This window comes from Collimonas silvisoli (genome assembly GCF_018305005.1).
In the GTDB taxonomy this organism is placed as follows: Bacteria; Pseudomonadota; Gammaproteobacteria; order Burkholderiales; family Burkholderiaceae_D; genus Collimonas; species Collimonas silvisoli.
Genome location: NZ_JAGQEG010000061.1, coordinates 1 through 22,289, shown reverse-complemented (window position 1 = coordinate 22,289; position 22,289 = coordinate 1). Strand labels below are relative to the sequence as shown.

Here is a 22,289-nt window from a genome sequence, read left to right as displayed (position 1 = left end):
CGCGCATGAAACCAGCCACCGCATTGCCGCAAACCACCGAGCCATTGGCGCGGCGCCTGCTGCGCAGCCTGTATATCAACCTCGGCATCGACGTCATCTGCGCCGTGATTGTCACTTATGTGATGCGCATCAGCGACCGGTTCTTGCCGAATCTGGTGTTTTCGCTGTGCATCGGCATGCTGGCGATGGTGCTCATTGATGGCGGCCGCTATCTGTTCTGGCGTAACGCTACGCCTCGGAAAATGCATTTTCTTGCGTTCATACTGGCGGCGGCAGGCGCCGCCCTATTCCTCGGCAGCCAGTTGGCCAGCTGGCTGCTCGGGCTGCCCACAAATAGTTTTTCCATGTATATGAACGTTGGCGGTCTCGGCCTGATTATCCTGACGGTGTCGATCTGCATCGGCGACACGCTGTTTTTCTGGAACCTCAGCACACTGGCTGAGCTGCGCAACCAGGCGGCTACTGAAAAAGCGCGCGCCGTCGCCATCGAGAAACAGGCGTTGCAAGCGCAGCTGCAGATGCTGCAGGCACAGATCGAACCGCACATGTTGTTCAATACGCTGGCCACCTTGCAAAGCCTGATTGCGCTTGACGCCCCGCGCGCGCAGCAGATGCTGGACCAGCTGATCCATTTCCTGCGCGCCTCGCTCTCCTCGTCGCGCATCGAGCAAACCACGCTGGCGCAGGAGTTCGGCCTGATGGAAGCCTACCTGGAACTGATGTCGCTGCGCATGGGCAATCGTCTCAGTTTTGATCTGCAACTGCCGGCTGCGCTGCGCGACACCGTGATTGCGCCGATGCTGCTACAGCCCTTGGTGGAGAACGCCATCAAGCATGGTCTGGAGCCGAAGATCGAAGGCGGCCGGATCGAGGTTGCCGCCCGTCGCCAGGGCCAGCTGCTGCTGCTCGACGTCAGCGACACCGGTCTCGGCCTGGCGGCTGAGCCGCTGCAGCAGCCGGCCGCTCAGGCAGGCAACCTCGGCCACATCGGTCTCAGCAATATCCACGAACGGTTGCAGGCGCTGTATGGTCCACAGGCCAGCCTGACTCTGAAGCCAAAGCTGCCGCACGGCGTCATCGCCCAACTCCAACTGCCCATCCTGCCATGACTACGCCATCCAATTTGCGCGCCCTGATTGCCGAAGACGAACCGATCCTGGCGGCCGCGCTGCTGCAGGCTTTGCAGCGTTTGTGGCCGGAGCTGCAAATCCTCGCCAGCGTCGACAACGGCCAGGCGGCGGTCGAACAAACCCTGCGGCAGCGCCCCGACATCCTGTTCCTGGATATCAAGATGCCTGGCAAAAGCGGGCTTGAAGCAGCCCAGGAACTGGCCGAGGAATGGCCGGAGAACGCCCCCTTTCCGCTGATTGTGTTTGTCACCGCGTATGACGAATATGCAATCAGCGCCTTCGAGCATGCCGCCGCCGATTACGTGCTGAAGCCGATCAGCGACGCCCGCCTGGGCAAGACCATCGCCCGCCTGCAGCAGCGCCTGCGACAAAACGGCGACAGCAACGCCGCACTGGACCGCCTGATCGGCCAACTGCACGATATGCAGCCCAAGGCCGGCGCCGAGCCGCTGACCATGATCCGCGCCGCCGTCGGCAACCAGATCCGCATGATCCCGATCGGCGAAGTGATCTATTTCGAAGCCAGTGACAAATACATTAATGTCGTCACCGCCGACAGCGAGTCGCTGATCCGCACCAGTCTCAAGGATTTGCTGCCGCAACTCGACAACCGCCAGTTCTGGCAGGTGCATCGCGGCACCATTGTCAATCACCAATGCATCCAGATGGCGATACGCGACGAAAGCGGCAAACTGTCGCTCAAGCTGCGCGGCCGCACGGAGGTGCTGACGGTGAGCCGCGTGTTTGCACACCTGTTCCGGCAGATGTAAGGGATATTCAGGACTGGCGGATGCCGGCTTCGATTCGTCAGTCTTGATCAACAAATATCTTTTTGATAATCACTCTATCAGCGCTGCCCGCCTTTGGAAGCCGCCCGACAGCCCTCGCGCATTCCCGCGCCCGCAGTGCAACAAAATCTGCCCGGCCACTCCTGAAACCGCTCGTGCTACGGTAGAATGAAGCACATTCCTACCATTCAGCAAAGCGTATAAACCAATTCTCCATGAGCACCGATCACACCAACGGCCATACCCCACCTGCACCTGCCTCGTCCAATTTCTTGCGCGGCATCATCGAAACCGATCTGACCGCCGGCGCCTACGCCGAGCGCAAGGACAGCCAGGGTCAGCCATTGCCGCAGGTCGTCACCCGCTTTCCGCCGGAACCGAACGGCTACCTGCATATCGGCCATGCCAAGTCGATCTGCGTCAACTTCGGCCTGGCGCGCGATTACGCCGGCCGCTGCCACTTGCGGTTCGACGATACCAATCCTGAAAAGGAAGAACAGGAATACGTCGACACCATCATCGACAGCGTCCATTGGCTGGGCTTCGACTGGAAAGACAGTACCGGCGAACATCTGTACTTCGCCAGCAACTATTTCGACAAGCTATATGAAATGGCGGAATACCTGATCAGCGCCGACCTGGCTTATGTCGATAGCCAAAGCGCCGAGCAAATGGCCGCCAATCGCGGCAATTTCGGTGAAGTCGGCAAGGATTCGCCGTTCCGCAACCGTCCGGCGGCCGAATCGCTGGACCTGTTCCGCCGCATGAAGGCCGGCGAATTCAAGGATGGCGAACACATCGTGCGCGCCAAGATCGATATGGCGTCGCCCAATATGAACATGCGCGACCCGGCGATCTACCGGATTCGCCATGCCCATCATCACCGCACCGGCGACAAATGGTGCATCTATCCGATGTACGACTACACGCACCCGATTTCGGATGCGCTGGAAAACATTTCGCACTCGATCTGCACTCTGGAATTCCAGGACCACCGGCCGTTCTACGACTGGGTGCTGGAACATCTGAGCGCCGCCGGTTTCCTGCAAAAACCGGTGCCGCACCAATACGAATTCTCGCGCCTCAACGTAACCTACGTGATCACCAGCAAACGCAAGCTGCGCCAGCTGGTGGACGAAGGCATCGTCGACGGCTGGGACGATCCGCGCATGCCGACCCTGGTCGGTATCCGGCGCCGCGGCTTTACGCCGGAATCGCTGCAATTGTTCTGCGATCGCACCGGCGTCACCAAATCCGACGGCTGGATCGACATGAGTTCGCTGGAAGGCGCCCTGCGCGAGGATCTCGATCCCAAAGCGCCGCGCGCCACCGCTGTGCTGAACCCGTTGAAACTGATCATCGACAATTTCCCGGAAGGTGAAACCGTGGCCTGCCATGCCCCGGTCTATCCACCGGCGCATCCCGAGCACGCCACCGCACTGCGCCACTTCCCGATCAGCAATACGCTCTGGATCGAACAGGAAGATTTCATGGAAACCCCGGTCAAAGGGTATTTCCGCCTGTTCCCGCCGAGCGCCGACAAGCCGGGCAGCCGGGTGCGCCTGCGCCACGGTTATGTGATCGAATGCACCGGCTTCGATAAAGACGCGGACGGCAAGGTCAGCGCGGTCCACTGCACCTACTTCCCCGACAGCAAGAGCGGCACCGAAGGCAGCGCCAACTACAAGGTCAAAGGCAATATTCACTGGATCAGCGTCGCCCATGCGCTGGAAGCCGAAGTACGCCTGTACGACCGCTTGTTCACCGATCCGCATCCGGATGCCGGCGGCAAGGACTTCAAGGCGGCGTTGAATCCGAACGCCAAGCAAGTGATTACAGCCTACCTTGAGCCCGGCTTGAAAGACGCCAAGGCAGAAGATCGCTACCAGTTCGAACGGCATGGCTACTTCATCGCCGACCGGATTGATTCCCTGCCTGGCAAGCCGGTATTTAACCGGACTGTTACCTTGAAAGACAGCTGGGGCAAGTAACAAAGCCATTCGGAAAGCGCTTCGAAACCCGCTTAGATTCGATTTTTGGCACGCAAAAGACGCGGCATCGTAAATTCGGTGCCGCGTCTTTATTACTTGTAGAGGCAGTGTTACATTATCCAATTACAGGCAACAGCAATCGCTGCTGAGAAGATTGAAATAGAAAGTAATAGAACGTGGAGCCAGCGCTTATACAAGTAGAGATACAGGTACGCGGTATCAATGGCCAAGTAACACTGCTCAGCGACCGAGTCCAGATCAAACGCGCTGGTGTCATGGCGCGATGGACGCAAGCCAGGAATAGCGGCAAGGACATCCCGATTTCCGATCTCAGCGCGGTCCGGATCCAGTTGCCCGGTCTGTTGACCAATGGTTATATCCATTTTTATTTAACCGATGGCCAGCAAACCGGCAACACCCTTATCCGTGCCGCCAGCGATGAAAATACGGTGCTGTTCAATCCCAGGCAATTCGCTGAATTCGCGAATCTTAAAAGCCAGATCGAGAAAAAAATCGCTGCCGCCAAGGCAGCCGCTCCTGCCGTCATAGATTTCGACCAGCTTGACAAGCTGGCGGAACAATACAAACAGGGCCTGATCTCGCGTTCGGAATGGATCAGCACCAAGAAAAAACTGCTGGGACTTTAACCCTGTGCCACGTGCGCAGCGGAGCCGGCGCGCAAGGACTATAATCACGCACCTTCCCTAGCTATACCAACCAAGGAACACCCATGACCATCTCCATGTACAGCGCCTCGATTCCCGTTTTCAAGCAGATGTTGACCGCGCTCAACGACGTATTGGCAAAGGCCGAAGCGCACGCAACTGAAAAGAAAATCGACCCCAACGCCTTCCTGCAGGCACGCCTGTTCCCGGACATGTTCCCGCTGGTCCGCCAGGTGCAGATCGCTGCCGATTTTGCCAAGAGCGTACCGGCACGCCTGGCCGGCGCCGAAGTTCCGGCGTATGAAGACAGCGAACAGACTTTTGCCGATTTGCATGCCCGCATCAAGAAGACGCTGGCATTCATCGACGGCCTGACGGCGGCGCAGATCGACGGCAGCGAAGCACTCGAAATCGTCTTGCGTCCTGGCACGCCGAAAGAAAAGAAACTGACTGGCCAGACCTATCTGCTGGGTTACGGCTTGCCGCAATTCTTCTTCCACGTGACCACCGCCTATGACATCCTGCGCCACAACGGCGTGGAAATCGGCAAGCGCGATTTCATGGGCGCTTATTGACCCGGCGGTAAATCGTATTTGCCTTGCATGAAAAACGCGACCTTCGGGTCGCGTTTTTCATGGCTTGCGCTTGGTCGCTACTCGCTACCAACGGCTCAAAGCGGCAAGCCCTCCTCCGCATCCAGCATCTCACTCATATCCTGACGCAAGCGTTCAATCGGCGCAGCCAGCCGCCCCGGCGCCCGGGCATGCACCAGCCAGGTATTCACGCCGGCCTTGAATTCAGGCACCTGCAACACCCGCAACTCATCGCGAAATGCACTACGCGCCAAAGCGCCAGGCATCACCATGCCGATGCCGACGCCGCGCGCCACCAGCGACAATTGCAACTCAGTGCCGAAAGTTTCCACCGCAATCTCCATCGGCAAACGCACTGCGTCCAGCGTATGGCGGATCGAGCGGCGTATGCCGCAGCCATCCTGATTCAGCACCCAGGCTTGCGACGCTAGTTCCAGCAACGACAAACGGCCCTTGCGCAGTGGTGCTTCACGATGCGCCACGATCACCGGCATTTGATGACAAAGCAGATGCGTGGTCAGTGTATTGGGCGGCATCACATCGTCAGGCAAGACCACTGCAGCCGCGTCAATCGCATTGCTTTCCAGCAGAGTCAGCAGCGTCGGCGACCAGCCGGTCGTAATGCGCAAGGTCAGCTTGACGAACTCGCTGCGCAAGCGATCGATGGGCTGAGTCAGGGCCAGTTCGGCCAGAAATGGCGCAACTCCCAGGCGGAATTCGCCGCTTGCCTCCGACCCTGTTTCCACGCCGGCCAACAAATCAGCAACCGATCCCAGCACACGGCGGCCGCGCTGGTAAACCTCGCGGCCAGCCGCAGTCGGTTTGAGCGGTTTCGATTGCCGCTCCAGCAACGCCACCCCCAGCCGCTCTTCCAGGCTTTGGACACGCCGGCTGATGCCGGGCTGGGTCAGGTGCAGGCGGGTCGCGGCAGCGACGATGGAACCGGTCTCGACCACGGCGACGAAGGCTTCGATGTCATGCGTATTCATGGATGAATTTTCACAAACAAATTAGCATAATATTTATGACAATAATTCACTTGTAGCATAAACATCGCAGATGCACAATCGGTGCATTGAAACGGGCTGCCAGGAATAGGACTCCGCCGACACCGCTGCCCGCCCTCGCGAAGAATGCTATGACCGCACCTCGACTCCCCTCAAGCGCCACCTACGCTACCTCCCAATCTAGCGCCACCCGCAGCGCCGGCAATGGCATTCCCGTTGCGCTGCAACTGTTGTTCGCCACCGCAGTCGGTATCACCGTGATTAATTTATTCGCGACACAGACGCTGATCGGCCCTATTGCCGCTGCGCTGGGTCTGGATGCGCACTTGAGCGGCATGGTCGCCATGTTGCCGCAACTGGGTTATGCCACTGGCTTGGTGTTGCTGGTGCCGTTAGCCGACCTGCTGGAAAACCGCAGTTTGATCGTGCGCCTGCTGGCTTGCTGCGCCCTGGCGCTGGCGGCGGCCACGCTGTCGACTTCCGGCTGGCTGTTCCTGCTGGCGATTTTTTTGGCCGGCGCTGCCTCCAGCGCAATCCAGATCATGGTGCCGCTGGCGGCCCTGATGGCTTGCGAAGCGCATCGCGGCAAGGTGGTGGGCAATGTGATGAGCGGCCTGATGTTCGGCATTTTGCTGTCGCGGCCGCTGGCCAGCCTGTTGCTGGATGCGGGCGGCTGGCGCCTGCTATACCTGGTGCTGACGATCTCGATCTCCCTGGTAGCGGCAACCCTGAGCCTTACGCTGCCGCAACGCCAGCCTGCGGCCGGCCTGTCTTATCTGGCTTTGCTCAAATCGCTATGGGGTTTGCTGTGCAGCCAGCCGGTGCTGCGCCGGCGTGCGCTTACCGCAGCGCTGGGGATGGCCACCTTCAGCCTGTTCTGGACGGCGGTCGCCCTGCTTCTGACGCAGCAGCCCTTCGACATGAACCAGCGCCATATCGCCTTGTTCGCGTTGGCAGGCGCTGCCGGCGCAGTAGCCGCACCACTGGCCGGCCGCATCGGCGATCGCGGCTGGACCCGGCCCGCCACCCTGGCCGCGCATCTGCTGATGATAGCTGCGCTGCTGCTGGCGGGCGTGGCTGGCGCCGGCTGGGGCGGTTTTGCCATCGCCCTGCATCCCTGGCTGGCGCTAGGCATGCTGGTGCTCGCCGCCGTCGGATTGGACGCCGGCGTAACCACCGATCAAACCCTGGGCCGGCGCGCCATCAACCTGCTGCAAGCGGAAGCGCGCGGCCGTTTGAACGGTTTGTTCGTTGGCATTTTCTTCGTTGGCGGCGCACTGGGCGCGGCGAGCGCGGCGCTGGCCTGGGTCATGGGCGGCTGGAGCGGCGTCTGCCTGGCCGGTATCGCCTATGCCATGGCAGCGCTGCTCATCGCCACATTCCAACAGGCCTGACACGGAAGATTATTGCCGTGCCGGCTTGTCGCCAGCGACGTAATACGGCACTTCCACCCGCGGCAACGGTTGCCGCCCGCGAATCTGATCGGCGATTTTTTCAGCGATCATGATGGTCGGTGCATTCAGGTTGCCGGTGGTGATCTGCGGCATGATCGAGGCATCGACCACGCGCAGGCCTTGCAAGCCATGCACCCGCCCCTCGCTATCCACCACCGCCATCTCGTCGTAGCCCATGGCGTTGGAACAGGATGGATGGAAAGCGGTTTCGGCGTGCTGGCGCACGAAAGCATCCAGCTCGGCATCGGTCTGAACCTGGACGCCCGGCGAAATTTCGCGGCCGGCATAGGCTGACAACGCCTGTTGCGCAATGATGTCGCGCGTGATCCGGATACCGTTGCGGAATTCCTGCCAATCCTGCTCGGTCGACATGTAGTTGAACAAAATGCTCGGATGCTGGCGCGGATCTTTCGAGCGCAGATGGATCCGGCCACGGCTCGGCGAACGCATCGATCCCATGTGCGCCTGGAAGCTGTGGACCTTGATCGGATTGCTGCCGTTGTAATTGATCGCTACCGGCAAGAAGTGATACTGGATATTCGGCCACTCGAAACTATCGTCGCTGCGAATGAAACCACCGGCTTCGAATTGATTGCTGGCGCCGATGCCGGTCCCCATCAACAACCACTCGGCGCCGATTTGCGGCTGATTCCACGGTTTCAGCGCCGGCGCCAGCGAGACCGGCTGCTTGCATTCGTATTGCTGATAGATTTCCAGATGGTCCTGCAAATTGGCGCCGACGCCGGGCAAATCGAGCACCACGGGAATATCGTGCTGACGCAGCAGCTGCGCCGGTCCGACGCCGGAGCGCTGCAGGATCTGCGGCGAGGCGATCGCACCCGAACACAGCAGCACTTCGCGCCTGGCTTGCGCCGTATGTTGTTGATCTGGCTGATCGTTATGCAGCCAGGCGACGCCGACGGCGCGTTTGCCGGCAAACAGTATGCGGTCGGTCAGTGCGTGCGTGACGATGGTCAGATTAGGACGGGCCCGCGCTTGGTCGAGATAACCGCGCGCGGTACTGGCGCGCCGCCCGTGCGGAGTCGTGGTGCGATCCATCGGGCCGAAGCCCTCCTGCTGATAACCGTTGAGATCATCGGTGCGCGGATAACCTGCTTGCACGCCGGCCTCCACCATTGCATGGTAGAGCACGTTGTTGCCGCTCTTCGGCGTGGTCACGCTGACCGGACCGTCGCCGCCGTGATAATCGTTGCCGCCGATGTCGCGGGTTTCGGCTTTCTTGAAATACGGCAGGCAATCCAGGTAGGACCAGCTTTCCAGCCCTGGCCGTTTGGCCCAGTGATCGTAGTCCAGCGCGTTGCCGCGGATGTAGCACATGCCGTTGATCAGCGACGAGCCGCCCAAGCCCTTGCCACGGCCGCACTCCATGCGGCGGCCATTCATGTGCGGTTCCGGATCGGTTTCATAGGCCCAGTTATAACGCCTGCCCTGCAATGGGAACGCCAGCGCCGCCGGCATCTGGGTACGGAAATCGAAACGGTAATCGGGACCGCCGGCTTCCAGCAACAGCACGCTGGTGCCGCCGTCCTCGGTCAATCGTGTCGCCAGAACATTGCCTGCCGAACCGGCGCCGATGATGATGTAATCGTATTCTTTTGCTTGCTGCATAATGATCCTTCCTTGCCGATGCCGGCGATGCGGCATCGTTGTAAAACATGGACGTTGCGCTGGAGAACGGTGCTCAGAACACCGAGGTATAAGCGCCCAGCTCCACTTGAATCGATTTGATGCGTGTGTAATGCTCCAGCGTGGTCAAACCGTTCTCACGGCCGACGCCGGATTGCTTGTAACCGCCAACCGGCATCTCTGCCGCCGATTCGCCCCAGGTATTGATCCAGCAGATACCCGCTTCCAACTGATGGATGACGCGATGCGCGCGGCTCAGGTTTTCTGTCATCAGGCCGGCCGCCAGACCGTATTCGGTGTCGTTGGCGCGGCGGATCACTTCGTCCTCTTCATCGAAGCTGAGGATGCTCATGACCGGGCCGAAGATTTCTTCGCGGACGATCTTCATGTCGTCGCGGCAATCGGTGAACACGGTCGGCTGCACATAAGCACCCTTGGCATAGGCGCCGCCGATTTCGCGCTGGCCGCCGATCAACAGGCGTGCGCCTTCGGCACGGCCAGATTCGATGTAAGACAGCACGCTATCCATATGCGGGAAACTGACCAGCGGGCCGAAGTTGGTGTGCATGTCGAGCGGATTGCCGAGACGGATACGCGCTACTCGTTCCAATACCTTGGCTTCAAACGCCGCCTTGATCGAGCTATGCACAAACACCCGGGTGCCGTTGGTGCACACCTGGCCCGAACTGTAGAAATTGGCCATCACGGCGACATCGGCGGCACGCTCCAGATCGGCGTCGGCAAACACGATCAGCGGTGACTTGCCGCCCAGCTCCATGGTGACTTCCTTCAAGGTCGAGCTGGAGGCGCTGGCCATCACTTTCTTGCCGGTGGCGGTGCCGCCGGTGAACGATATTTTTTCGATGCCGGCATGCTCGGTGAGCCAGCTGCCGACTTCACGGCCGCTGCCGGTCAGCACATTGAAGACGCCATCCGGCAAACCTGCTTCGGTATAGATTTCGGCCAGCTTGAGCGTGCTCAGCGGCGTCACTTCGCTAGGCTTGAAAATCATCGCATTGCCGGCAGCCAGCGCCGGCGCCGATTTCCACAAGGCGATCTGGATCGGATAATTCCAGGCGCCGATGCCGGCCACTACCCCCAGCGGCTCACGGCGGGTGTAGACAAACGAACTTTCGCGCAACGGGATCTGGGTGCCTTCTATCGACGGCACCAGGCCGGCGTAATACTCCAGCACATCGGCGCCGGTGACGATATCGACGGCGCGTGTTTCCGACAAGGCCTTGCCGGTATCCAGGGTTTCCAGTTCGGCCAATTCGTCATTGCGTTCACGCAGGATCGCTACCGCACGGCGCAGTACCCGCGAGCGCTGCATGGCGGTTTGGGCGGCCCATTCGCGCTGGCCTTGCTGTGCACTGGCGACGGCGCGGTCGACATCGGCCTTGGTGGCGCGCTGCACTTCGGCCAGCACTTCGCCATTGGCAGGATTAATGGTCTGAAAAGTATCACTGCCGCTGGCGTCGACCCGGCGGCCGCCGATGTATAGTTGTTGTAGCTTGAAAACAGGCATGTAAATTCTCCTCAAAGGGTTTCTATCAGACAGGTCAAAGATCAAGCCGCTGCAACAGCGTCGATTTTCTTTGCCAATTGTTGATCCAGATATTCGTAGGCCAGCTGGCGTGCCGCACCGGCGTCGAAGGCGGCGCCGGACAAGGAACCGCGCAACCACAAGCCATCGATCATCGCCGCCAGGCCGCGCGCGGCATGACGCGCTTGCGCCAGCGGCAGTTCGCGTAAAAACTGGCAGCACAGGTTGGAATGCAGGCGGCGGTCATTCACATGCTGCAATCTGCGCAGCGATTCCTGATGCATGCTGGACGACCAGAACGCCAGCCAGGTTTTCATGACCGGGCCGCTGACCTGGCTGTCGTTAAAGTTAGCGTCGACGATGGCGCGCAAATGGGTGGCGGTGTCTGCCGTGGATTCGCTGCGGCGGCGCAGGGTGTCTTCTCTCAGATCGCGCAGGATCTGGCGCATGGTGGCTTCCAGCAAGCCGCTCTTGTCGCCGAAATAATGGCTGATGATCCCGGTCGACAAACCGGCTTGTTTGGCAATCAGGGCAATCGTTGCATCAGCCAGCCCAACCCGGTCTATCACTTCCAGCGTGGCCTGGATCAGCTGCTTGCGGCGCAGCGGCAGCATCTCGTTTCTTTTCCTCAACTTACTCTCCCAAAACGTCGGCGAAAAGCGGCCTGCCCAGCCGTTGCCTGAATTCAGTATAATTTAAATTGATTGGACGTTCAATCAATTTAAGTTTAGGCTGTCGATGGCAGCACAATGTGTTCTTTTTAAAAACAAAAATCAGATCAAAGTACCGGCAACAGAATCGGAATGAGGTTTATTTAAATGCAACATCGAACAAACGCAGAAACGATGAGACAGCCTGGCCAGGCAAGCACACCAAACCACCGCGGGCAATGCAAATGAGCGCCGCCGCTACCGCCGCTGGCCATCAGTCGGGCAAGAACAAACTCAACCGCCCTGTTTTCTTTTCGTCAGCATTACTGATCATCGCCTTCACCATTGTCATCATCGCCTTCCCGCAAGCCTCGACCGTTTGGCTGTCGGGCGCGCAAATCACGCTGGCCAACAGCTTCGGCTGGTACTACATACTGGTGGTCGCCGCTTACCTTGGCTTCATCATCTGGCTGGCGCTATCGCCTTACGGCAAAATAAAACTGGGAGCGGACGACGAACAGCCGGCCTTTAGCTACGGCGCCTGGGCCGGCATGCTGTTCTCGTCCGGCATCGGCATTTCCCTGCTCTATTTCGGCGCCTCTGAACCCTTGACCCATTATCTGTATCCGCCACAGGGTGCGGCCGCAACGCCGGCGGCCGCCAGCCAGGCGATGACCTTGACCTTCCTGCATTGGGGCCTGCATGGCTGGGCTATTTATGCGCTGATCGCGGTAGCGCTAGGCTACTTTGCGTATCGCCACAAGCAGCCTCTGGCGTTGCGTAGCGCGCTGTATCCCTTGCTCGGCGAGCGCGTCCATGGCGTCGCCGGCCACGCTGTCGATTGTTTCGGCATCGTGGTTACCGTGCTGGGCCTGGTCAGCAACCTGGGCATAGGTTCGCTGCAGATCAGCGCCGGCCTGGAACACCTGTTCGGCCTGCAAAACAGCCATGGCACGCTGCTGGCGGTGATCATCGTGATGACGATAGTGGCGACCCTGGCCGCGATTTCCGGCGTCGAAGTCGGTATCCGCCGTTTGTCGAATCTGAATGTGCTGCTGTTTGCCAGCTTGCTGCTTTTTGTACTGAGCATGGGACCGACGCTGCATTTGCTGAACGCAATGACCCAGAATCTGGGCGATTACATCAGCAACTTCGTCGGCAAGACTTTTGACCTGTATGCCTATGACCGGCCTAGCGACTGGCTCGGCAAGTGGACGCTGTTCTATTGGGCCTGGTGGATCTCCTGGGCGCCGTTCGTCGGCCTGTTTATTGCCCGCATCTCACGCGGACGCACCATTCGCGAAGTGGTGACCGGCGTGCTGTTGCTGCCGTTGGCGTTCACGCTGGCATGGCTCTCGGTGTTCGGCAACAGCGCCCTGGATCTGCTGATTAGCCACGGCGCCACTGAATTGAGCCGGACCGCACTGGAGCAGCCGGCCATGACCATGTACATGCTGCTGGCGCACTACCCGTTTGGCACGGCGATGTCGGGCGTGGCGATTTTCGTCGGCTTCGTGCTGTTTTTGACACCGGCCGACTCGGGCGCCGTGATGCTGGCCAATTTATCGGTGCGCGGCAGCGGCAGTGATCATGATGCCGACGCCGATGCGCCGCACTGGCTGCGTATTTTCTGGTCGGCGCTGATCATGGCGGTCACCGTCGGCTTGATGTTTGCGGATAACATCAGTGCGATTCAAACCACGATCGTACTGGCGTCGCTGCCGTTTTCCATGGTGCTGGTGCTGTATATGGCTTGCCTGTTGAAGACTCTGCGCATGGAATTCAAACCCGCAATTGCGGTAAAAACCGCTGTGAAGGTCGCCAGGCAAGCTTAGTTGATACTAGCAAGCTGTCAGAATTTCTCCACGGAATTTTCGTGGAGAAATTTTTCAATGCAAGAATTACAAAAATTCCGTGCCCCCTCTAGTCTAGTCACCGGGACCGGCTATGAGACTTTAACCATCTCCGATGGAATGCCCCAAACAACCTGCCTGGCTGTAGCAAACACCCCTTCCTCAAACAGATTAAGCCGCAAACGCAGCATCGCGGATTTTTACAATTCTTTGATTGTAAAAAAGAATGATTCGCGTTTATTATTCTGTTTTTCCAGCCCGCAATAAAAACTATCATGACACTCTCTCACCGCTTCGGCGGCGCATTCCTTATCACTGCCTTAACCTTGTATTGCGGATTCAATATCGTTGCATTGGCCGAGGAAAGTCAGTTCGCTTACGTCTATACGACGGACCTGTTGCCAAAGGGAGCTAAGGAAGTCGAGCAGTGGATGACCTGGCGTCACCAGAAAATCGCCGGCCGTTATGACCAGGTAGAAGGACGTACCGAGGTTGAATACGGACTTACCGATCGGCTGCAGGTGGCCCTGTACGGCAACTATAACTGGACATCGGCCTACCACAACGGTCCCGATGGCGCGACAACACCGCCCGAACAGTTTGCCGACGATCAGCCCGATCCGAATGCGCGCTACCGTGACAAACGCTTTGTCGGCGTCTCGGCAGAAGCAATCTACCGTTTGCTTAGCCCCTACACCGACGGCATCGGGGTAGCGCTCTATGTGGAGCCGACCATCGGCCCCCGCTTCCGCGAAGTGGAAACCAAGCTCATCTTGCAAAAGAATTTCCTGGATGACCGCCTGACCATGGCTTTTAACTTTACCTATGCGCCTGAATGGCGGAATCTGTCGGATGACTCCAGAGCATCCGGCAGAAGCTGGCAGGAAGAAACCGATGTCAATGCGAACGTCGCAGTGTCCTATCGCTTCAAGCCGAACTGGGCGGCGGGATTTGAACTCTTGAACGAACATGAGTACAACAGCTATAACTTCAAAAACGAATCGAATAGCGGCTACTATTTTGGCCCGACCGTGCACTATGGCGGCAAGCAATTCTTTGTGACGGCGACCTTTTTGGAACAAATGCCTTGGGCGCATGCACATGCCGATACGGTTCCAGGCACGCTGGTGGGCGGCCGAACCTACGATAACGATTTTGAAAGACGCCGCCTTCGCATCAAGGCCGGCTACTACTTTTAAACGAAACCAAGCTAAGGGAACTTAAGTGAAACACAGTCCATGGATATGGCTTCCGGTGGCAGCTATTTCGACATCGGTTTACGCCACTACCTATTTCACGCCGGAACAGGCGCAGCAAGCCATCTTTCCGAATGAAAAATTCACACCCGCGTTTATCACCCTGAGCGACGAGCAAGCTAAACAAATCGACAAGATGACAGACGTCAATGTCCGTCATAAAGAGATCAAGGCGTGGAAGGTTGCCGGCGGCGGATGGTTTATTCTCGATGAGGTGGTCGGCAAGCATGAATTCATTACGTATGCAGTCGGCTTGAACGCAGATGGCAGCGTCAAGCAGATCGAAATCATGGAGTACCGGGAATCGTACGGCTACGAGGTCCGCAATCCGGAATGGCGCAAGCAGTTTGTCGGCAAGACCGCGGCAGACTCGTTAAAGCTGGAAAAAGACATTCGCAACATCAGCGGAGCAACGCTCTCATCCAAGCACATCGCCGATGGCGTCAAGCGCGTGCTGGCAACGTATGCCGTTGCCCTCAAATAGCCTGCGCCGGGCACGCCCGCTGCTTGGAACGCTGGTCGAAATCAAGATCGCCGGCGATCCTGCGATCTTGTCCGAAGCATGCAACGCGGCATATGCAGCCATTGAGCGGGTCCAGCAGCTGATGAGTTTTCACGACGCGGGCAGCGATGTCTCGCGAATTAATGCAGCTGATCCGGCATGTGAAATTTGCGTTGATCCACATACTTTCAAGGTCTTGGAATTCGCGCATCAATTGGGCGACCTGTCCGCAGGCGCTTTCGACATCTCGACCGCCGCGGTTCTGGTGGATAACGGATTTTTGCCTGCGCACCGCCTGCAACAGTCGGCAGCTATCGATGTCACTTATCGCGATCTGGAATTGCTCAATGGCCACCGCGTGCGTTGGCAGCGCCGTGGATGCATCGACTTGGGCGGCATAGCGAAAGGATATGCCGTTGATTGTGCGATTGCAGCACTGCAATCGCACGGCATTGCCAGCGGCACGGTCAATGCGGGCGGAGATTTACGTTGCTTCGGCGAACCGCAAGCGATTCATGTGCGGCAGCCGGACCAGCCTGCCTCGCTGATCCCGCTGGGATACCTATCCAACCATGCGATTGCTACCTCAGCCGGATATTTTGCGGGCATTGGCAGCGATAAACATCGGATCGATCCTTTAGTCGACCCGCAACAACGGATTTGCACCACATGGGGCGACAGTGTCAGTGTCGTCGCGCCTGACTGCATGACCGCCGATGCGTTGACCAAGGTTGTACGACTTGCGCCAATAGATGCGCCGGCTATTCTTGAGCGCTTTAATGCGCAAGCAATCGTGACCGACGGGCAGGCCGTCCGCTCGTGCGGGGCAAGACTGCTGCAAACAGAAATAACGCCATGAAATCACGTATTCCACCTATGCCGATACGATTGAGCCGGCAACACGAGCGCTGGATTTATCTGATAGGCGCAATACTCTTCCTCTCTGGTCTCGGTTGGCTGATCGCCCACAATTTCCTTGCCGCTCCTGGAGAATTCGGTGACGCGCACCATCCGTCCGAGCCGTGGTGGCTGCGCTTGCATGGCGCGGCGGCGATGGGGTTCCTGATGGTCATCGGCTCTCTCCTGCCAGGTCACATTGCTAGCGCCTGGCGGCTACGGAAAAACCATCGCAGCGGCCTGTTTATGCTGGCGCTTGTCGCCGTATTGTTGCTGACTGGGTACGGCTTGTACTATGCGGGAGATGAACAATCCCGTCCGTGGATCAGCTTGATCCACTGGATCGCCGGTACTGCTGCAGCGGCCGGATTATGGCTGCATATCTGGCTGGGCAAGCGAAAAGCGAACATGCTGCACGCCGTCGTGCGCAAGCCAATTGCTCCTGACGCAACCGGAACCGCGGCTGCAGTGGCGGTTCAACGCAAACGCAGTTCTTAACGTAGGCTAGCCGTTGCCACACTTTGGCAGAACGGCTAGCGCAATGTCCAACTTTTTTATGAACGGACGAACTGTCAAGCCTGGTTCAAGCCTTCTTTTCCCGCAGCAAAGCGTGCAGGATAATCGCCCCAAAAGTCGCGGTGCCGATGCCGCCCAGGGAGAACTGGCCAAGCTTCAAGGTAAAGTCGCCGGCCCCCAGCACCAAGGTCACGGCAGCCACGATCAGATTGCGATTGTTGGAAAAGTCGACCTTGTTCTCGACCCAGATACGCGCGCCCGCCACGGCAATCAAGCCAAACACCACACTCGAGACGCCGCCCAGCACAGCGCCAGGAATGGTTTGAATCACGGCGCCGAATTTCGGTGAGAAACCCAGGAAGATTGCCAGGCAAGCCGCCACCACGAATACCAAGGTTGAATAAATCTTGGTGACCGCCATCACGCCGATATTTTCAGCGTAAGTGGTGACGCCGGTGCCGCCGACGCTGCCCGAGACAATCGTCGCCAAGCCATCGCCGACGAAAGCGCGGCCCATGTATTTATCGAGATTTTGTCCGGTCATGGCGGCCACCGCCTTGATATGGCCCAGGTTTTCTGCCACCAGGATAATCGCAATCGGCGCCAGCAAAGCCATTGCATCGGCCTTGAATACCGGCGCAGAAAAATGCGGGACGCCGAACCAGGCAGCTTGCGCGACTATGCCAAAATCAATCGGCTTGCCGAGACCGGCGCCGTTGGTCAGCACCGCATAAATCACATAGGCCAGCATCAGGCCGACCAGTATCAGCAGCCGCTGCACCATGCCGCGGGCAAACACGGCGACGCCGCCGACGCACAAGACCGTTCCCAGCGCCATCCAGGCATCGAAGTTATTACCGCTGACGCCCTTGACCGCAATCGGCGCCAGATTGAGCCCGATCACCGCCACCACCGCACCGGTGACTACCGGCGGCATCAAGGTTTCGATCCAGCGCGTGCCGATCGCCATCACCAGCAAGCCGATCAGCGCGTACAACACGCCGCAGGCGATAATCCCGCCCAACGCAACGCCGAGGTTGGAATTCAGGCCATGGCCGCCGTAGGCGCTGACCGCAATCACCAGGCCGATAAAAGAAAAACTGGAACCGAGATAGCTCGGCACCCGGCCGCCGACCAGCACAAAAAACAGCAAGGTGCCGATGCCTGACATGAAAATCGCCAGATTCGGATCGAAACCCATCAGCAATGGCGCCAGCACCGTCGCACCGAACATCGCCACAACGTGCTGCACCCCCATGGCGAAAGTCTGCGGCCACGGCAAACGTTCGTCGGCAGCGATAACCTGCCCCTGACCGTCGGCCGGACTGGCGCGCAGACGCCATCTGGGAAAATAAGAAGCCGCCATGAATTTCCTCTCTGTGTGACGATTTACGTGCCTGTCGTGGCTGGATCGGCTGCTAGCCGAACACGGGGGCAGCGTAAAACCGTACGGTTGATTTTGTTTTTGACCGGAAGCTAGTGTACGAAGGCGGCCGCAAAATAACAATGCGATCAGGAAATAAATGTATTGCGAATGCATAAAAAAACACCGGCGGGATGGCCGGTGTCTGATTGTCGCTAGTCCGATGCAATCATGGGAACATAGGAATATGTTTTTCCACTCCAGAAAAAGCAGCTTCCGGATGACGCTTTTCAATTAATTCTTCTATCGCCGGCACCTGTTTGAACGGCACATCGACCAGCAGCAGTATCTTGCCCTCTTCAATCCCGGCGTGAAACTCCTTCAGGCGGGAGTTGGGAATCGCCGCCGCCGCCATGCCCGACATCCAGCTGCCGAGCACTGCGCCTGCCAATGTCAGCGCGACCAGCGCCAGCCAATTCAGATGCACCCAATCCGGCGGGAAATACACCAGCCACATGCCCAGCACCAAACCTATCACGCCGCCTGCCAGCAAACCGACTTCAGCACCGTTGGCAAGATCGGTTTTATGCAACACATTGGCTTCAGGCATATCAGCCGGCAGCTTTCCTTCGGCGCCCCAGAAGTGAATGTGCCGAATCCCGATCCGGGCCAACAGCAACTCGTCCAGCGTGCTGCGTGCACTGGGAACATCCGGCAACATGAAGTAAAGTCTTTTTCTGCCCACCATGATGGCCTCCTATGACTGTTTATGCTTTCAGCATAGTCAATCGGCAGGCAATCCACAAAGGTTGATTGCCGCCTGATCCAGCTAAAAATGCGACAATCCTGATTCCGCCAACCAACAACGATGGAAATCCCATGATTCTCGAATTAGCCGATATCCGTATCCAACCCGGTAAACAACAGGAGTTCGATGCCGCCATTCAACGCGGGATCGAACAAGTCATCAGCAAAGCCAAGGGATTTTCCGGCTTCAAGATACATAAGGGAATTGAATCGCCGGAACGCTATGTGCTGACAATTTCCTGGCAGACACTGGAAAATCACACTGTGGATTTTCGCGAATCGCCGGCATTTGCCGAGTGGCGTGCGCTGGTCGGACCGTTTTTTGCAGTGCCGCCAACCGTCGAGCATTTCACGCTATTGACGGAATCGCACTGAATACATAGCAGCGCGTGAACTGAGATGCACTGTGTGAGCAGCGGGGCAACCCGATCTGACGGCCTGTGCCGGCGGGATGCCCGACTGCTACGCAGCGGTATAGATGAACTACAAGATGCTGAAACTACTTCTGACTGCAAACAATTGCAGATACCATTACTGCTGGCAACTAGCTGCCGCCAAACCTAACGCTAGACTCAAACTGAAACTCAGAAACCTTTGATCCATGCTGCAGTCTCGGCGCTTTCACGGTCCAGGCGTTGCATGCGATATTCCAGATCATACAAATCGACGGCTTCTGCCAGGTAAGCTTCTTTACGTGCGGCTTCCGAACGCTCGTAAGCAGTGCCAACGCGCTTGAAGAAAGCCGAGATGCTGCTCAAAATACCGGCAGCTTGTACCAAAGCAGCTGGACGGGAAATACTAGAACTGTTGCTGATTGTCATTGTAGACATGATAAATTCCTCTTTCGTTTTGCGTTCACCGCAAGCCAATTGTTGCGTCGCACAATCAGAATAGCGTTTCCCCATTAATTATCCAATTTCGATTGCCAATAGCAGTTATCAGTTTTGTGAATTTAAGGGGCTAAAAGCGCTATTTCGAGCCTTCTTACGATTTGACTTAAAGCGTTGTAAAACTGCTATACAGGCATCGAAAGATGACTGTAAACTGCTGCACCTTCCTCATGCGCAAGCCTTAGCCCAATGTCTACCCACACCTTCCTCTGGCACGACTACGAAACTTTCGGCGTCCAGCCGCGACGCGACCGCCCGGCCCAATTTGCCGCCATCCGCACGGATGCCGAGCTGAATGAAATCGGCGAACCGATCATGCTGTATTGCCAGCCAGCAAATGACTTCTTGCCGGACCCGCAGTCTTGCCTGATTACCGGCATCACGCCGCAACTATGCCTGGAGCGCGGCGTGGCCGAGTACCAGTTCGCGGCGCAGATCGAAAAGGCGTTTTCCGAACCCGGCACCATCGGCGTCGGCTACAACACGATCCGGTTCGATGACGAGGTCACGCGTTTCCTGTTCTGGCGCAACCTGATCGATCCTTACGCGCGCGAATGGCAGAATCAATGCGGCCGCTGGGATATCCTGGATGTGGTGCGCACCGCTTATGCCTTGCGGCCGGACGGCATACAGTGGCCGCTCAACGGTGAGGGACGGCCGAGTTTTCGCCTGGAGCACCTGACCGCCGCCAACGGCCTCAGCCACGAAGCCGCGCACGATGCGCTGTCCGACGTGCGGGCAACGATCGGCCTGGCGCGATTGATCCGGCAGCATCAGCCGAGGTTGTTCGATTTCTGCCTCGCCCTGCATAAAAAAGACCGCGTCGGCGCTGAAATCGGCTTGCCGACGCCGCGGCCATTCCTGCATATCTCCGGCATGTTCCCGGCCGAACGCGGCTGCCTCGCCGTCATGTGGCCGCTTGGCGTGCATCCCACCAACAAGAATGAAATACTGGCCTGGGATCTGGCGTTTGATCCCAGCGAGTTGTTTTCCCTGGATGCAGATACCGTGCGCACCCGCCTGTTCAGCAAAACCGATGATTTGCCCGAAGGCGTGACGCGTCTGCCGTTGAAGTCGGTCCATCTGAACAAATCGCCGATGGTGATCAACAAACTGCAGACGCTATCGACTGACATGGCGGCGCGCTGGGGCATAGATATCCCGCAAGCGCTGCGCCATGCGGAAATTGCGGCACAGGCTCCCGACCTCAACGGCCTGTGGCGCCAGGTTTTCCAGCGCCCAGAAGAGGCGGCAAACGATGTCGATGAAGACTTGTACGGCGGTTTCGTCGGCAATACCGATCGCCGCAAACTGAACGAGTTGCGCGCGCTGTCGCCGCAAAAACTGGCCGCCGCCCGTACCAGCTTTGACGATCAGCGCCTGGAAGAGCTGGCATTCCGCTACCGTGCCCGTAATTTCCCTGAAACCTTGAGCGTAGATGATCAGCAACGCTGGGAAGAGCATCGCGCCGCGCGCCTGTTCGAGGGTGAGGGCAAGGCGCGCACGGTCGATATGCTGTTTGAAGAGATCGATAATTTATCGGAATCGGCGGATGAACGCGGCGAAGAAATTCTGGGCGCCCTGTATGATTATGCCGAGATGATCGCGCCCGCGCGCGAATAAGCCCGCCGCCATTGCTTGGCCCGGGAAGACTGCAAACACAAAACAGGGCCAGGATAATTTCCGATCCTACGAAAATTATCCTGGCCCTGCTTTTTTATACTTCAACGACCCGAGCGGCGTCCCGCCCAGGCTCGGTGTTCATTCTATACTTCCGACGCCATTGCTGACGGCGTTTGCGTTGCCACCACTTGCGGTTGCGCTTTCAGCTGTTGGATAAAATCGCGCATGGGCTGATGGATATCCGCGAACAGCGGATTGCTGCGATTTTTTATCATCACTTCAGTGAATAGCTTCAAGCCCAGCGCCAATGAGGCAGCGCTATCAGCGTCAAACTGGCCTTTGCTGCGTACCTTGCCGACGATCGCGAACAGATCGTCGTGGTTGCCGGTCTCAAAACTGATGGCGGCATGGGCCGGCGCGTCTTGCTTCGGCGTGGCCAGATGCTCCAGGGTGATGCGGTAACGGTGTTCACGCATAACGGCTCCTTCTCTCCTAACGACGTGCTTTTGCCTGTTGCGGCATGGTGGCTTGCTTCAGATGCGTTCGATTTTCACCGCTGCCAGATCGATGGCGTCGACCATGGCGCGGATTTGTTCCTGGCTGAGCTCGCCGCGTTCCAGCCGTGTATGCAGCGCCATGCGGAAATTCTGGATCGCGCGCCGCAACTCGGGGGCGGAGCTGCCGGATGCACGTTGTGCAGTTTCCAGACGCTGCAGCGCCAGGGCCAAGGCTTCGCCGTTGGCAGCTAAAAACGCAGCGCCTTCCGGTGTGATGCGATACAACTTTTTACCGCCGGTTTCAGCCTCGATGGCTGCGTAACCGAGCTCTTCCAGCAATGTCAAAGTTGGATAGATCACGCCCGGGCTTGGGCTGTAATCGCCGCCAACCAGTTCTTCGATCGCCTTGATGACCTCGTAGCCGTGACGTGGCTTTTCTTGCAACAAATTAAGAATCACCAGCCGCAAACTGCCCTGCTCAAACATGCGCCCGCCACGCCCGCCTTCACGTCGCCCGCCTCGTTCAAACAGACCGCCGCCACGATGTTGCCTTTCATGGCCCTGATGCATACGGCTGCGGTCGCAACCTCTTCTATGTCCAAACATGTTTCTTC

The 22,289-nt window shown here is 58.2% G+C and carries 23 protein-coding genes; 14 read left to right on the top strand and 9 right to left on the bottom strand.

Going from position 1 to position 22,289, the window contains the following annotated elements; genetic code table 11:
- The first annotated feature begins 5 nt into the window (after nucleotides 1-5).
- The 5 genes from KHU33_RS16675 (at nucleotide 6) to KHU33_RS16655 (ending at nucleotide 5,149) form a co-directional block, all read left to right on the top strand.
- A complete protein-coding gene (locus KHU33_RS16675) occupies nucleotides 6-1,109 on the top strand; it encodes a sensor histidine kinase (RefSeq protein ID WP_211464920.1) in 1,104 nt (367 codons plus the stop codon).
- Nucleotides 1,106-1,900 (top strand): LytR/AlgR family response regulator transcription factor, encoded by a 795-nt coding sequence (locus tag KHU33_RS16670; protein WP_211464918.1) that lies wholly within the window; start codon nucleotides 1,106-1,108, stop codon nucleotides 1,898-1,900. The genes KHU33_RS16675 and KHU33_RS16670 overlap by 4 nt, the downstream gene beginning before the upstream one ends.
- 233 nt (nucleotides 1,901-2,133) lie before the next feature.
- Complete coding sequence (locus tag KHU33_RS16665) at nucleotides 2,134-3,909, top strand: glutamine--tRNA ligase/YqeY domain fusion protein (protein WP_211464916.1); 1,776 nt, start codon at nucleotides 2,134-2,136, stop codon at nucleotides 3,907-3,909.
- 176 nt (nucleotides 3,910-4,085) lie between these two features.
- On the top strand, nucleotides 4,086-4,556 hold the full coding sequence (locus KHU33_RS16660) for a DUF4429 domain-containing protein (protein WP_329956075.1): 471 nt from the start codon (nucleotides 4,086-4,088) through the stop codon (nucleotides 4,554-4,556).
- Between the two features lie 83 nt (nucleotides 4,557-4,639).
- Nucleotides 4,640-5,149 (top strand): DUF1993 domain-containing protein, encoded by a 510-nt coding sequence (locus KHU33_RS16655; RefSeq protein WP_211464912.1) that lies wholly within the window; start codon nucleotides 4,640-4,642, stop codon nucleotides 5,147-5,149.
- Nucleotides 5,150-5,244: 95 nt separating this feature from the next.
- Here the strand turns inward: KHU33_RS16655 and KHU33_RS16650 are convergent, their stop codons facing one another.
- Nucleotides 5,245-6,156, bottom strand: a complete 912-nt coding sequence (locus tag KHU33_RS16650) for a LysR family transcriptional regulator (RefSeq protein WP_211464910.1) — start codon at nucleotides 6,154-6,156, stop codon at nucleotides 5,245-5,247.
- A 149-nt stretch (nucleotides 6,157-6,305) separates the two neighbouring features.
- Here KHU33_RS16650 and KHU33_RS16645 point away from each other — a divergent pair, with 149 nt between their 5' ends.
- A complete protein-coding gene (locus tag KHU33_RS16645; protein WP_211464908.1) occupies nucleotides 6,306-7,568 on the top strand; it encodes an MFS transporter in 1,263 nt (420 codons plus the stop codon).
- Nucleotides 7,569-7,577: 9 nt separating this feature from the next.
- Here the strand turns inward: KHU33_RS16645 and betA are convergent, their stop codons facing one another.
- The 3 genes from betA to betI all read right to left on the bottom strand — a co-directional run bounded on the left by betA (nucleotide 7,578) and on the right by betI (nucleotide 11,435).
- On the bottom strand, nucleotides 7,578-9,257 hold the full coding sequence (gene betA / locus KHU33_RS16640) for a choline dehydrogenase (RefSeq protein WP_211464906.1): 1,680 nt from the start codon (nucleotides 9,255-9,257) through the stop codon (nucleotides 7,578-7,580).
- A gap of 73 nt (nucleotides 9,258-9,330) precedes the next feature.
- Nucleotides 9,331-10,803 (bottom strand): betaine-aldehyde dehydrogenase, encoded by a 1,473-nt coding sequence (gene betB / locus KHU33_RS16635; protein WP_211464904.1) that lies wholly within the window; start codon nucleotides 10,801-10,803, stop codon nucleotides 9,331-9,333.
- A gap of 41 nt (nucleotides 10,804-10,844) precedes the next feature.
- Nucleotides 10,845-11,435 (bottom strand): transcriptional regulator BetI, encoded by a 591-nt coding sequence (gene betI, locus KHU33_RS16630; RefSeq protein ID WP_211464945.1) that lies wholly within the window; start codon nucleotides 11,433-11,435, stop codon nucleotides 10,845-10,847.
- A gap of 281 nt (nucleotides 11,436-11,716) precedes the next feature.
- Here betI and KHU33_RS16625 point away from each other — a divergent pair, with 281 nt between their 5' ends.
- Genes KHU33_RS16625 through KHU33_RS16600 form a run of 6 tightly spaced genes read left to right on the top strand, consistent with a single transcriptional unit; the run spans nucleotide 11,717 to nucleotide 16,477 of the window.
- Nucleotides 11,717-13,306 (top strand): BCCT family transporter, encoded by a 1,590-nt coding sequence (locus KHU33_RS16625; protein ID WP_211464902.1) that lies wholly within the window; start codon nucleotides 11,717-11,719, stop codon nucleotides 13,304-13,306.
- A 57-nt stretch (nucleotides 13,307-13,363) separates the two neighbouring features.
- Nucleotides 13,364-13,591 (top strand): hypothetical protein, encoded by a 228-nt coding sequence (locus KHU33_RS16620; RefSeq protein ID WP_211464900.1) that lies wholly within the window; start codon nucleotides 13,364-13,366, stop codon nucleotides 13,589-13,591.
- A gap of 8 nt (nucleotides 13,592-13,599) precedes the next feature.
- Nucleotides 13,600-14,523 (top strand): DUF6662 family protein, encoded by a 924-nt coding sequence (locus KHU33_RS16615; protein WP_230414327.1) that lies wholly within the window; start codon nucleotides 13,600-13,602, stop codon nucleotides 14,521-14,523.
- Between the two features lie 25 nt (nucleotides 14,524-14,548).
- Entirely contained in the window at nucleotides 14,549-15,064 is a 516-nt protein-coding gene (locus KHU33_RS16610) for an FMN-binding protein (RefSeq protein WP_211464898.1), read from the top strand.
- Nucleotides 15,045-15,941, top strand: a complete 897-nt coding sequence (locus KHU33_RS16605) for an FAD:protein FMN transferase (protein WP_211464896.1) — start codon at nucleotides 15,045-15,047, stop codon at nucleotides 15,939-15,941. Before KHU33_RS16610 ends, KHU33_RS16605 begins: the two co-directional genes overlap by 20 nt.
- A complete protein-coding gene (locus KHU33_RS16600; protein WP_211464894.1) occupies nucleotides 15,938-16,477 on the top strand; it encodes a hypothetical protein in 540 nt (179 codons plus the stop codon). The genes KHU33_RS16605 and KHU33_RS16600 overlap by 4 nt, the downstream gene beginning before the upstream one ends.
- 85 nt (nucleotides 16,478-16,562) lie before the next feature.
- On the opposite strand, the gene KHU33_RS16595 is transcribed toward KHU33_RS16600, so the two are convergent.
- Together KHU33_RS16595 and KHU33_RS16590 are read right to left on the bottom strand one after the other, a co-directional pair.
- The gene (locus KHU33_RS16595) at nucleotides 16,563-17,861 is read right to left on the bottom strand and encodes a solute carrier family 23 protein (RefSeq protein WP_211464892.1); all 1,299 of its coding nucleotides are present in this window, start codon (nucleotides 17,859-17,861) and stop codon (nucleotides 16,563-16,565) included.
- 226 nt (nucleotides 17,862-18,087) lie between these two features.
- Nucleotides 18,088-18,606, bottom strand: a complete 519-nt coding sequence (locus KHU33_RS16590) for a DUF1269 domain-containing protein (protein WP_211464890.1) — start codon at nucleotides 18,604-18,606, stop codon at nucleotides 18,088-18,090.
- A 131-nt stretch (nucleotides 18,607-18,737) separates the two neighbouring features.
- Here KHU33_RS16590 and KHU33_RS16585 point away from each other — a divergent pair, with 131 nt between their 5' ends.
- Complete coding sequence (locus KHU33_RS16585; RefSeq protein WP_211464888.1) at nucleotides 18,738-19,040, top strand: antibiotic biosynthesis monooxygenase family protein; 303 nt, start codon at nucleotides 18,738-18,740, stop codon at nucleotides 19,038-19,040.
- Nucleotides 19,041-19,249: 209 nt separating this feature from the next.
- On the opposite strand, the gene KHU33_RS16580 is transcribed toward KHU33_RS16585, so the two are convergent.
- The gene (locus KHU33_RS16580) at nucleotides 19,250-19,426 is read right to left on the bottom strand and encodes a DUF3563 family protein (RefSeq protein WP_407928295.1); all 177 of its coding nucleotides are present in this window, start codon (nucleotides 19,424-19,426) and stop codon (nucleotides 19,250-19,252) included.
- A gap of 318 nt (nucleotides 19,427-19,744) precedes the next feature.
- Between KHU33_RS16580 and sbcB the strand changes: the two genes are divergently transcribed.
- The gene (gene sbcB, locus KHU33_RS16575; protein WP_211464886.1) at nucleotides 19,745-21,178 is read left to right on the top strand and encodes an exodeoxyribonuclease I; all 1,434 of its coding nucleotides are present in this window, start codon (nucleotides 19,745-19,747) and stop codon (nucleotides 21,176-21,178) included.
- A gap of 143 nt (nucleotides 21,179-21,321) precedes the next feature.
- Here the strand turns inward: sbcB and KHU33_RS16570 are convergent, their stop codons facing one another.
- Together KHU33_RS16570 and KHU33_RS16565 are read right to left on the bottom strand one after the other, a co-directional pair.
- Nucleotides 21,322-21,654 (bottom strand): DUF3861 domain-containing protein, encoded by a 333-nt coding sequence (locus tag KHU33_RS16570; RefSeq protein WP_211464884.1) that lies wholly within the window; start codon nucleotides 21,652-21,654, stop codon nucleotides 21,322-21,324.
- Nucleotides 21,655-21,711: 57 nt separating this feature from the next.
- On the bottom strand, nucleotides 21,712-22,161 hold the full coding sequence (locus KHU33_RS16565; RefSeq protein WP_230414326.1) for a PadR family transcriptional regulator: 450 nt from the start codon (nucleotides 22,159-22,161) through the stop codon (nucleotides 21,712-21,714).
- Nucleotides 22,162-22,289: the final 128 nt, after the last annotated feature.